General features: G+C 60.2%; 11 protein-coding genes. 1 reads left to right on the top strand and 10 read right to left on the bottom strand.

Features of this window, described 5'->3' with window-relative positions; genetic code table 11:
- Positions 1-50: 50 nt before the first annotated feature.
- The 9 genes from AAF659_RS10640 to murJ form a co-directional block, all read right to left on the bottom strand.
- A complete protein-coding gene (locus tag AAF659_RS10640) occupies positions 51-443 on the bottom strand; it encodes a type IV pilus modification PilV family protein (protein ID WP_349751728.1) in 393 nt (130 codons plus the stop codon).
- 21 nt (positions 444-464) lie between these two features.
- Entirely contained in the window at positions 465-950 is a 486-nt protein-coding gene (locus AAF659_RS10635; RefSeq protein WP_349751727.1) for a GspH/FimT family pseudopilin, read from the bottom strand.
- 245 nt (positions 951-1,195) lie between these two features.
- On the bottom strand, positions 1,196-2,905 hold the full coding sequence (locus AAF659_RS10630) for a hypothetical protein (protein WP_349751726.1): 1,710 nt from the start codon (positions 2,903-2,905) through the stop codon (positions 1,196-1,198).
- 149 nt (positions 2,906-3,054) lie between these two features.
- Positions 3,055-4,011, bottom strand: coding sequence for a 4-hydroxy-3-methylbut-2-enyl diphosphate reductase (gene ispH, locus AAF659_RS10625; RefSeq protein ID WP_349751725.1), 957 nt, complete (start codon positions 4,009-4,011; stop codon positions 3,055-3,057).
- A gap of 18 nt (positions 4,012-4,029) precedes the next feature.
- Complete coding sequence (fkpB, locus tag AAF659_RS10620) at positions 4,030-4,458, bottom strand: FKBP-type peptidyl-prolyl cis-trans isomerase (protein WP_349751724.1); 429 nt, start codon at positions 4,456-4,458, stop codon at positions 4,030-4,032.
- Complete coding sequence (lspA, locus tag AAF659_RS10615) at positions 4,455-4,967, bottom strand: signal peptidase II (protein WP_349751723.1); 513 nt, start codon at positions 4,965-4,967, stop codon at positions 4,455-4,457. The genes fkpB and lspA overlap by 4 nt, the downstream gene beginning before the upstream one ends.
- Positions 4,968-4,971: 4 nt before the next feature.
- On the bottom strand, positions 4,972-7,791 hold the full coding sequence (gene ileS, locus AAF659_RS10610; protein WP_349751722.1) for an isoleucine--tRNA ligase: 2,820 nt from the start codon (positions 7,789-7,791) through the stop codon (positions 4,972-4,974).
- 27 nt (positions 7,792-7,818) lie between these two features.
- Positions 7,819-8,799, bottom strand: a complete 981-nt coding sequence (gene ribF / locus AAF659_RS10605; protein WP_349751721.1) for a bifunctional riboflavin kinase/FAD synthetase — start codon at positions 8,797-8,799, stop codon at positions 7,819-7,821.
- Between the two features lie 83 nt (positions 8,800-8,882).
- On the bottom strand, positions 8,883-10,484 hold the full coding sequence (gene murJ, locus AAF659_RS10600; RefSeq protein WP_349751720.1) for a murein biosynthesis integral membrane protein MurJ: 1,602 nt from the start codon (positions 10,482-10,484) through the stop codon (positions 8,883-8,885).
- A gap of 154 nt (positions 10,485-10,638) precedes the next feature.
- Here murJ and rpsT point away from each other — a divergent pair, with 154 nt between their 5' ends.
- A complete protein-coding gene (rpsT, locus tag AAF659_RS10595; RefSeq protein WP_349751719.1) occupies positions 10,639-10,908 on the top strand; it encodes a 30S ribosomal protein S20 in 270 nt (89 codons plus the stop codon).
- 78 nt (positions 10,909-10,986) lie between these two features.
- On the opposite strand, the gene proB is transcribed toward rpsT, so the two are convergent.
- Positions 10,987-12,114, bottom strand: coding sequence for a glutamate 5-kinase (gene proB / locus AAF659_RS10590; RefSeq protein WP_349751718.1), 1,128 nt, complete (start codon positions 12,112-12,114; stop codon positions 10,987-10,989).

Below are 12,114 nucleotides of genomic sequence, written 5' to 3'. Positions count from 1 at the left end.
ACCCCTATGAAAGGTAAGGCCCCGGCTTCCACAGCTTGCAACTCGACGCATCACGGTTCATTCCTCGCGTAAACGGTTACAGTTTGCTTCTGTTGCTTATCGTTCGACTTCCCGGCATTCCAGCTCACGGTTATGCGTTGCAATTCATCCTCGGATTCCAGACTGATCGTTGCATCGTCACCCAGATCCCGCTGGACCGCAGCTCTAATGGGTTTCAGCGTTTCACTCCAGTCAGATCCACCAGAAAGGCGGTATTCCTCGGCAACCGTATTAGCGTGCAGCGTGGCGATGCTGTAACGGTTCATGTCGGTTGTCTGCTTCATTGCCTGCGTCTGCATCGCAGCCATGCCCAACAGACCGATGGACAGAACAAGCACCGTCACAATGACTTCCACAATGGAAAACCCCTGGCTCCTGCTGGCGCCATTCGAGTAACTGGTCATCTCATCTCTCCCATGCACTGATTACGGCCCACACCCAGCATCTTTTGACCGCACCTGCCCAGCCGGCGACACGGTTACTGAGTGGCGACCACTACCATTGCCGTCAATGATCTCCAAACACTTACCACTGCCGTCCTGAACCTCGCCTACGGCACGGAATGTAAACGCTTGGCCGCTGAACTCAACACCCTCAGGCGTCGATGCTCTGTGAATGCTGGCACCATTGGCTTTGAGGCTGACACCCTTCGCCCAATCACCTTTTAACGGCACAACATCAACGCTCTCACCGCGCGAAGCGGCCTCAGAGCGGGCCAGATTCAAAGCACCAACGAGGTCATTGGTTGTGGCTGTTATGCGATTACGGCTGATAAAGCCATCAAACGCGGGAACAGCGATAGCCGCCATAACGCCAGTAATGGCAACAACAATCATCAGCTCAACCAAAGTGAGCCCCTGGCTGCCACGCCATGAAAGACGTAAACGGTGGTTTCGATTGCCTGGGTTCATAAAGGTTCCATAGCTCTATGGCATCAATTCCTATTGGACCAGCATAAAGTACGACACGGCTGTGTCATTCGGGAGGTGATGAGCGGTTTAGAGGAAAGGATGAGTGGGGGTCAGGAAACTATTTGTATATAAAACCTCCCCGCGCAGGGGAGGTTTCTGGATATTGATAGAACAGCGGTCCGCCCGGTGCGAACACGCTCAGAAAGGGAGATTTTCCTAACCGGAAGCTCCCAGATTACAACCACTCACAGATCACGGGACGTCTCAGCGGCTGACTCCCCTGTCTGCGGATCAGCCACAACAGTAAGTCTCCCCGGCCCAACCGCTTTGACGCAGAACGTCTCTGCCACTGTGCTTCTGGGATCCTCTGACACGGTTCTCTCTGTCGTCTTGGAGGTGATTTCCCCATCACCGTCGCTGTCAAACGAAAAGCTGATTGTGGTACCGCTGGGCGGGGGCGTTGAATTGCCATTGCCTGTCTGACCGGAAACGGCAGCACAGTACTCGCCATCGCCGCCACCGTTAGGGCCATTAAGCTGGACCTGCAGGTTATCGGATGTCATCCAAAAATCCGTTATCGCCCGCCAGACCGGCACAGGCCCTTGCGTGCAGAACGATTCACCCGCAGGGCAGCTGGCACCATCGTATGCCGTCGTGCCCGTGGCGCTGCGAGTCTTATCATTGTCTTGATCGAAGAAATACTCAGTGTTGTCCCACGAGCCATTCTGATTCGCATCCACGTAGGGTTCAGGTCTGGAGTTTCTGTATGGCTCGCCCTGAGAATATTCACGGTTCCCGTCTGAATCGGTAAAGCTCTCCTCACCCAGACTCCGCGCCATAATCGTCACGCGACCATTGCCTGGTCTGGGCCGCTGGCTCCGCCATGTCACCGTACACTTGCCGCTCTCATCGAGGATACAATCACCCTCTATGGAGCCGCCAGACGTTACAAAGTTAACAACGGCATTACCCGAATTGTTGCCGTAGTTGTCAGTCGCCCTGACCGTGATTTCAGAAGTCACGCCATCCGTATTCCACGCGGCAGGAGGGAGCGCATCGGAGACCGATAGTGAGAACCCCTCCTGGGTTGGAATCCCACCACTGACGGCTATTGGCGCAGAAACCGTTCTGATAGCTGGGTTGTCCGCTAAAGACGCTGCTACACGGACAACCGCGTTCCCTGTCCCTGCCGCGACAAGCGCCGGCGCTTCACCAGAGCTGTCTGTCTCAGCTTGTTGGCTTTCCAAAGATGGCGCCCCGTCTCCGCTAAGGGCATCTGCACCAATCAATTCAAAGTTGACTTTTTCACGAGCCACTTTCGCACCGCCTTCTGCGGTCACTGTGAATACCACCTCGGCAGTCTGCCCGTTACCACTGACCCCTGACCCTTTAGTATCCAACGTTTGTGGCGATGGCGTGGCAGCGCTGACCTTTAGGTTGTCAGGCGCCGCAATATCAAGCGTGGAGCTGACCTCGGGAGTAGTGAAGCTGATCTCGCTGGATGCGTTTGCGCCATCAACAGCGGATGCAGTCGCAGTTACTGTATCCTTACCCTCGCATCCTTTCGCGGTATAGCGCACGGATACATCACCCGAACCGGTTTCAATTTCCAGGGGACCGTTAAGTTCCGCTTTTGGCGACGATTCCAACAGGCAACTGGACGCGAACGAGACCGCTACAGGGTCGCCGCTGTAGATTTCATTGCCTTTTCCAGTATTAACGATATTAAATGACAGATTCGTTGACCCGCCGGCAGACAGGCTCTTGCTACCAACCCGCATCTGCCCTGCCTGAAAACTGTCTCCTGACCCTGTTCCTACTGCCAGGCTGACCTGCTCCGTCGTATCGGGATCATCATTACCGTCTTCGCTTTCACCAGACCCTTCGTCAGTGCCGCAAGCAACGAGAAAGATGCTCACCAATAAGGTCAAAAACTGTTTCGTCCAGGCAGACATTGAAATCCCTCTTATCTACATATTCACTAACAGTCGCACAGGACTGCATACGATGTGCAGATTAGCACACTTCACAAAAAACGCCCGGAGACAATGCGTCCGGGCGTTACAGTTTGAAACCACGTTCACAAGCAGGTGATGGCCTGCCTTCAGGCCTCCACTTCCTTCGCCGGAATCCGCAACGCCTTCGGCATGCTGAACACCACGTTCTCCTGTTCGCCTTCCAGCTCATCCGGGGTCTGGCCGCCGAATTCGCGCAGGCGCGCGATCACCTCCTCTACCAGCACCTCGGGGGCGGATGCGCCGGCTGTCACGCCCACGGTGCCGATGTTTTCAAGCCATGAGGCGTCTATCTGGTCGGCGGTATCGATCAGGTAGCCGGGGGTACCGATGCGCTCGGCCAGTTCGCGCAGGCGGTTGGAGTTGGAGCTGTTAGGCGACCCTACCACCAGCATCACGTCGCTCTCGCCAGCCAGCATCTTAACGGCATCCTGGCGGTTCTGGGTGGCGTAGCAGATGTCGTCCTTACGCGGACCCTGAATGGCTGGGAAGCGGGTCTGGAGGGCGTCGATAACGCGTGCGGTATCATCCATGGAAAGCGTGGTCTGGGTGACGAACGCCAGCTTTTCCGGGTCCTTGACCTGCAGCTTCTCAACATCGGCCTCGTTTTCCACCAGGTAGATGTCGCCGCCGTTGTTGCGGTCGTACTGGCCCATAGTGCCTTCCACTTCCGGGTGGCCGGCATGGCCAATAAGGATGCATTCGCGCCCCTCACGGCTGTAGGTCATGACCTCCATGTGCACCTTGGTCACCAGCGGGCAGGTGGCATCAAACACCTGTAAGCCGCGGTCCTGCGCTTCCTGCTGCACCGCCTGGGAGACACCGTGGGCGCTGAAGATCACCCAGGCGTCATCAGGTACCTGATGCAGCTCATCCACAAAGACGGCGCCGCGCTCGCGCAGGTCATCCACTACGAACTTGTTGTGCACCACCTCATGGCGGACGTAGATGGGCGCGCCGTAGACATCGAGCGCGCGCTTAACGATTTCGATGGCGCGGTCAACGCCGGCACAGAATCCACGGGGGTTAGCGAGCTTGATCTGCATGGTCATGGTTCCCGGTGCTTACTGGACATCCACAATGGCAACCTCGAATTCGAGCGTTTTGCCAGCGAGCGGATGATTAAAATCAATCTCAACACTATCATCATCAAACGCCTTGATAATACCCGGCACCTCGGCCTTGGCCGCATCCGCGAAGGACAGCACCATGCCTTCCTCCAGCGGCAGCTCCGGGCTGAACTCGCGGCGCTTGAACGTCTGGACGTTGTTGGGGTTGGGCTGGCCGAAGGCATCCTCGGGCGGCACTGAAAAACTCTGGCGGTCGCCGGCTTTGAGTCCATGCAGGAGCCGTTCGAAGGGCTCCGGCAGGTTGCCGTCGCCCATGGTCAGGGTTGCGGGGTCCTTCTCGAAGGTGGAGTCCACGTCTGAACCGTCTTGCAGCCGCAGCGCGAAGTGCAGTGTCACCTGGCTGTCCGCTCCGATTACGCTCATTGCTTGTTGCCTTTATCCAGTGTGTCGCTGTCTCGGTGCTCACCGCTCATGAAAACGTCGAGCAGCAGCATGAGCGCGCCAACGGTAATGAAACTATCCGCCACATTAAAGGCGGGGAAATGGTAGCCGGCCCAGTGGAAGTGAAAGAAATCCACCACATAGCCGTGCACCACCCTGTCATACAGATTACCCACAGCGCCACCGAGCACGAAGGCCAGCGCAACGCCAAGCCAGGTCTCATGCTGCTTCAGGCGCGTGAGCCAGACCACCAGGACCCCGGATATGACCACCGCCAGCGTAATGAACAACCAGCGCTGCCAGCCGGAGCCCTCTGAAAGAAAACTGAAGGCGGCGCCGGTGTTGTGCAGCAGCGTCAGGTTGAAGAACGGCAGCACCACGTTGGCCTCACCGTAATCCAGCATGGCCGTGGCCGCGGCCTTGGTAGTGAGATCCGCCACCACAATGGCGGCAGCGATGATGAGCCCATAGCGGGCCAGCGGCGTCAGCATGGCGTTACGCAAACCAGCGGTTTTCGCCGTTGCCGCTGATGTTGCTGATGCAACGACCGCACAGCTCCGGGTACGCGCTGTGCTCACCCACATCCGGGCGATGATGCCAGCAGCGTTCGCACTTGGTGTGGCTGGCGGCACTAACGGCGACCTTCAGACCCTCAAGCTCGGTTGCCGGCGCCTCACCCGCCTCGGCCAGCGGCGCAATCCGGGCCTCGGAGGTGATCATCACAAAGCGCAGTTCATCGCCCAGACGTTCCAGCAGCTCCTTCAGGCCACCATCCGCATAAAGCGTGACCTCACCGCTCAGTGAGCCTTTGATGGTGCCCTCGTTGCGCGCGGCTTCGAGCTGCTTGTTCACCGCGCTGCGCACATCAATCAGCGTGTCCCACTCTTCCTGCTTGATGGGCGCATCCGCCGGCAGTGCCTCCAGACCCTCGTGCCAGGTGGCCCAGTGCACGCTCTCGTCCCGCTCGCCGGGAATATGCTGCCAGATCTCATCCGCGGTAAAGGTCAGAATGGGCGCGATCCAGCGCGACAGAGCCTCGGCCACGTGGTGCAGCGCGGTCTGGCAGGAGCGGCGCTCAAGGCTGTCCGCCTGAGTGGTGTACTGGCGATCCTTGATGATGTCCAGATAGAACCCTCCCAGATCCAGAATGCAGAAGTTGTGCACCTTCTGGTACACCTGCAGGAAGCTGTAGCGGTTATAGGCATCGATCACTTCGTCCTGCAGGCGCCGCACCCGGTCCACCATCCAGCGGTCCAGCGCCACCATATCGTCAAAAGCCACGCTGTTTGCGGCCGGATCGAAGCCGTCCAGGTTGGCCAGCAGGAAGCGCGAGGTATTGCGGATGCGGCGGTAGGCATCCGCGGTGCGCTTGAGGATGTCCTGAGAGACCGACATTTCTGCGCTGTAGTCGGTGGCTGCCACCCACAGGCGCAGGATGTCGGCGCCCAGCTCATCCATCACCTTCTGGGGCGCAATAACGTTGCCCATGGACTTGGACATCTTGTAGCCCTTTTCGTCCACGGTGAATCCGTGGGTCAGCACTTCTTTGTAGGGCGCCATTTTGTTGATGGCGATGCCGGTCTTGAGCGAGGACTGGAACCAGCCCCGGTGCTGATCCGACCCTTCCAGATACAGATCGGCGGGATAGCGATTAAGATCCTCGCGCCGGTCAAGCACCGAGGCATGGGTTACACCGGAGTCGAACCAGACGTCCAGGGTGTCCGTGACCTTCTCGTAGGTATCGGCGTCGTCGCCGAGCAGTTCGCGGGCGTCGAGCTCGTACCAGGCGTCAATGCCGTCCTTCTCAATGGCCTTGGCGGCGTCTTCGATCAGCTCGGGCGTGCGCGGATGCAACTCATAGGTATCTTTATGCACGAACAGCGTGATGGGCACGCCCCAGGTGCGCTGGCGCGAGATGCACCAGTCCGGGGACTGCTCGATCATGCCCTCGATGCGCTGCTGGCCCCAGGAGGGAATCCAGCGCACACCGGGAATCGCTTCCAGAGCCCCCTTCTTGAGCCCGTTGCGGTCCATGCTGATGAACCACTGGGGCGTGGCGCGGTAGATCAGCGGTGTCTTGGTTCGCCAGCAGTGGGGATAGCTGTGCTTGAATGACTCCTGGAACAGCAGGCAGCCCTCGCGTTCCAGCGCCTCACAGACCGGGGTATCCGCCTTGTAGATGTGGATGCCCGTGAACTCGCCGGCGGCATCGGCATAGGTGCCGTCCGCCTTCACCAGATTCAGCGTGCCGATGCCATTGGCGCGCCCAATCTCGAAGTCATCCGGACCATGGTCCGGTGCGGTGTGCACCAGCCCGGTACCCGCGTCCGTGGAAACATGATGCCCCAGCACAACAGGCACCTGGCGCTCATAGAGCGGGTGCTGCAGGCTCAGGCCGGTCAGCGCCGCGCCACGGCAGCGTGCCACGACCTCGGCATTCTGCAGGTTCCAGCGTTCGGTCACCGTCTCGCGCAGCTCCTCGGCCACAACGAGGTATTCAGTTCCCCGGCCGGCATCGGCGCGGATCAGGCTGTACTCCAGCTCCTCGTTAACTGCCACCGCCTGGTTGGCCGGGATGGTCCAGGGCGTAGTGGTCCAGATCACCATCGAGACGGGCGCATCCAGCTCGCTTTGGCCGAAGGCACCAGCCACTTTCCCCGGCGCAACCGCCGGGAAACGCACATCAATCTGGATGGAGGTTTTCTCCTGGTACTCCACCTCCGCTTCCGCCAATGCGGACTGGCCGACCACGCTCCAGTAGACCGGCTTGAAGCCACGCTCCAGGTGGCCGTTATCAATGATGCGGCCCAGGGAGCGGACGATGTCGGCCTCGACCTTCGGATCCATCGTCAGGTAGGGGTTGTACCAGTCCCCCATCACGCCGAGCCGGATGAAGTCCTGGCGCTGGTTGTCCAGCTGCTCAGCGGCGTAATCGCGGCAGGCCTGGCGGAAGGTCTTGTAGTCAACCTTGTCACCGGCCTTGCCGATGTCCTGCTCCACTTTATGCTCGATGGGCAGACCGTGGCAGTCCCAGCCCGGTACATAGGGGGCGTCATAGCCCATCAGGTTGCGGGACTTGACCACCATGTCCTTGAGGATCTTATTGACCGCGTGACCAATGTGAATGCTGCCGTTGGCGTAGGGCGGGCCATCGTGCAGCACGAAGCGCTCGGCGCCCGCACGGCGCTGGCGCAGCGTGCCGTAAAGATCCAGACGGTTCCAGCGTTCAAGCATCTCGGGCTCGCGCTTGGACAGGTTCCCCCGCATGGGGAAATCCGTCTTCGGCAGGTTCAGCGTGTCTTTGTAATCGCTCATGAAGGTTCCCGGAGTCTGTCGTTTCGGTCAGCGTTCCACATTGGTCGGTACCGGGCGGTTGTTCGCCAGCCAGTCACGGCCCTGGTTGATGTCCTCGTGAATGCGGTATTCAAGCTCTTCCACGGAGTCAAATTTGACCTCATCCCGCAGATGGTAAAGGAACGTCACACCCAGCCGCCGCCCATAAAGGTTGGCGGAGAAATCCAGCAGATGGACCTCCACTGACGGGTACTGCCCGTTAACAGTTGGCCGCATCCCAATATTGGCCAGACCGCGCTCAACGTGGCCGCCGGGCATTTCCACCATCACCACATAAACGCCGCGCAGCGGCGGCTTACGCCCCCCAAGCAGGATATTGGCGGTCGGTACGCCCAGCTCCCGGCCCAGCGCCTTGCCATAAACGACGCGCCCGGTAATGGCATAGGGGCGACCCAGCAGCTCCCCGGCGTCCGCCAGCCGGTTTTCTCCCAGTGCCTGGCGCAGGCGGGTGGAGCTGATGCGCTCGCCGCCAACCTGAATGGTCTTGGTGTGTTCCACCTCGAAGCCACGCTCCGCCCCAACCTGCTGCAGGAGCCGGAAGTCGCCCTTGCGATCACAGCCGAAGCGGAAGTCATCTCCGACCACCAGGTGCTGGACGTTCAATCCTTCCATCAGCACCTGCTCGATGAAATCCATGGCGGACAGGTTACGCAACCGGGAACCGAACTGCAGGCAGACGACGATATCCACATCATGGGCGAGCAACACCTCCACCTTCTCGCGGAAGCGCATCAGCCTCGGCGGCGCGTCCGCTCCGCCAAAGAATTCCCTTGGCTGGGGCTCAAACACCATCACCACCGAAGGAACGCCCAGCTGATGGGCGCGATCCCGCACCTGGTCGATAATGACCTGATGACCGCGATGGATGCCGTCAAAGTTGCCTATGGTGGCGACACACCCGTTAGCGAGGGGGTTGTCACTGCGTTCCGCCCAGCGCTTGAGATTGTGCAGCCCTCGGATCAGGCGCATGCGGGGCTCCTTCGTGAGTCTCGGGGGACGCGGATTATACCGCAATGGCGGGACAAGGCCCAATGCCCTCGACCACAAAGGCGTCAATGCATACGGAAATGACGCACACGAACCCCTGAAAGAAGCAGCACAGCGAAGTACACCAGGGCCCCGCCCACAACCAGCGCCGCTGTGTAACCCATTCGCATGAACAGGCTGAAATCCAGCCACTCAGCAGCACCAGGAGAGACCAGCAAAAGCAGCACCCCCATCAGCGCATTAGCCGCCAAAAGCTGCAACGCGAAACGGCCCCAGCCGGGCTGCGGGCGGAAGACACCTTCCCGATGCAGCCCACGCAACAGCAAACTGGCGTTCATCCAGGCGGACAGCGCCGTCGCCAATGCCAGCCCGGCATGCGCCAGCGGCCAGACCAGGATCAGGTTGAACACCATATTGGACGTCATCGCTATCACCGCAATCCGCACCGGCGTGCGCATATCCTGACGGGAGAAAAAGCCCGGAGCCAGCACTTTCACCAGCATGAAGGCAACCAGCGCCAGCGCGTAAGCCCGCAGGCTCTGGGCGGACATGAAAACGTCCCGCGTTGTGGTCTCGCCATAATGGAACAGGGTCGCAATCAACGGTTCCGCCAGCAGGCACAGCGCCAGCCCTGCCGGAATCCCCAGAAGCAATACACTGCGCAGCGCCCAGTCCAGGGTGCGCGAGAACGATGCCATGGACTCATCCGCGTGCTTGCGCGACAGATTCGGCAGGATCACGGTGCCGATGGCCACACCGAAGATGCCCAGAGGCAGCTCCGAGAGCCGGTCGGAATAATACAGCCAGGACACACTTCCGGTCTCGAGCATTGAAGCCAGTATGGTATCCAGCAGCAGGTTGATCTGGCTCACCGAGACACCGAAAAGCGCCGGCGCCATCAGTTTCATGATCTGGACCACGCCCTCGTGCCGGTAGTCGATACGCGGCCTCGGCAGCAGGTTGAGCCGGGCCAGGAACGGCAGCTGAAACAGCAATTGCAGCACACCAGCAATCACAACACCCCAGGCCAGTGCCAGTATTGGTTCCTGCATGTAAGGCGTCAGCCAGATGGCGCTGGCAATCATGCTCAGGTTCAGGATCACGGGCGTGAACGCCTGAACCCCGAAAATGTCGTAACTGTTCAGAACACTGCTGCAGAAAGCGGTGAGCGAGATCAGCATCAGGTAGGGAAACGTGATGCGCAGCATCGCCACCGCCAGCGGGTAGCGGGCTTCGTCGCCGATGAACCCCGGAGCAAAGGCGGCAGTAATCCAGGGGGATCCCAGCACTGCCAGCACGGAAACAACCAACAGCACGAACCCGAGCGACCCGGCCACGGTATTGACCAGTGAATGCACGGAGCGGGTGTCGTATTTTTCGCGGTATTCCGACAGGACCGGCACGAACGCCTGATTGAAGGCGCCCTCCCCGAACAGGCGGCGCAGGAAGTTGGGGATCTTGAAGGCAACAAAAAAGGCATCGGCGTCCGGACCGGCGCCAAAGTAGCGGGCAATCACAATGTCACGGGCCAGCCCCAGAACCCGGGAGAGCATGGTGAAGACCGCAAAAATGCCGGAGGAGCGCAGAAGACCACGGACATGGCCCGATGAGGCCTCCTCTTCCTCCGGTTCCTCCGGTACTGGCTCGCTCTGCGGCTCCTGAGACATGCCTGATGATCCCGGGTGAAAACGCGGGATACTACCACCCTGACCGGCACCTGACGACCGCACCACCGCTCAATCCTTGACAACAGCGCATCTGCGCGGCATGATTCCGCGTCATTTCAGACCCATTGGTAACCCGAATTCGAGGAGTCAAACGGTGGCTAACTCTCCGCAAGCAAGAAAGCGTGCCCGCCTCAACGAGCTGCAGCGCAAACACAACGCTGGCCAGCGCTCGCGCGCGCGCACCTACATCAAGAAAGTTGAGACCCAGCTGCGCAACGGCAATGCCGAAGGCGCACGTGAAGCGTTCCGCGAGATGGAGCCCGTGCTCGACAACAGCGTGAACAAGGGCGTGTTCGCCAAGAACAAAGTGGCTCGTCACAAGAGCCGCCTCAACGCACGCATCAAGGCGCTTCAGTCCGGCTGAACGCAACGGGTTGCCGTTCACAGCAGACCCCGCTTCGGCGGGGTCTGTTCGTTTCAGGATTCAGCGGCGGAGCTGGAGCTAGACCAGGACCATGTTGTCCCGATGCACCAGCTCTTCCTCCTGCACATACCCCAACCGCTCGGCAATCCGCTCACTGGGGCAGCCGGCAAGCTGCTGGGCCTCAGCCGCATCGTAGCTGACTAACCCGCGCGCCACTTCCTGCCCCTGTGCATCCACACAGGAAACCATCTCTCCCCGACGGAAGCCGCCTTCGACAAGGCGCACCCCAACAGGCAGCAAGCTCCGCCCCCCCTCACGCAACACCCGTACCGCGCCATCATCCAGCACCAGCCGTCCACGAGTGCGAAGATGCCCGGCGATCCACTGTTTACGCGCATCCAGACGCTCCTGATCCGGAACCAACAGGGTACCCAACACCTCGTCAGAGCGAACCCGTTCAAGAACGCGCTCGATGCGGCCACCAACAATCAGCGTGAAGGCACCGGAACGAGCCGCCAGCCGTGCCGCGCGCACCTTGGTCGCCATACCACCGCTTCCCAGCGAGCCACGACTGCCGCCCGCCACCATGGCATCGAGACGCTCATCGCTGGCCCGCGCCTCAGGAATCAAGGCAGCATCAGGGTTGCTGCGAGGGTCACTGTCATAGAGGCCTGGCTGGTCGGTCAGAACGATCAGGCCATCGGCCTCTACAAGGTTGGCGACGAGAGCCCCGAGTGTGTCGTTATCACCGAAACGGATTTCGTCTGTGACCACCGTGTCATTCTCGTTGACGATAGGGATAACGCCCATGGGCAGAAGCGTCCTGAGCGTACTGCGCGCATTCAGGTAACGCTTGCGGTCGGAGAGATCATCATGGGTCAGAAGGATCTGAGCGGTGTGGGTACCGTGGCGCTGAAACTGCGCCTCCCAGGCCTGCACGAGCCCCATCTGGCCCACGGCTGCGGCTGCCTGGAGCTCATGCACATGTTCCGGGCGCTGAGCCCATCCGAGCCGACTCATGCCCTCGGCAACCGAGCCGGAAGACACCAGCACCACCTCGACGCCCGCGCGCCGCCATGCCATGAGCTGATCGACCCACTGCGTGAAGGTTTCTCGGGACAGGCCGCGGCCGTCGTCGGTCAGCAGGGCGCTGCCGATCTTAACCACCAGCCGGCGCGCCCCGGCAATGCGCTGGCGCTCAGTCAT

It is taken from the genome of Salicola sp. Rm-C-2C1-2 (assembly GCF_040196175.1).
Classification (GTDB): domain Bacteria; phylum Pseudomonadota; class Gammaproteobacteria; order Pseudomonadales; family Oleiphilaceae; genus Halospina.
Note: the sequence above shows the minus strand (reverse complement) of the source record. Positions and strands in the feature narration are given on the sequence as shown.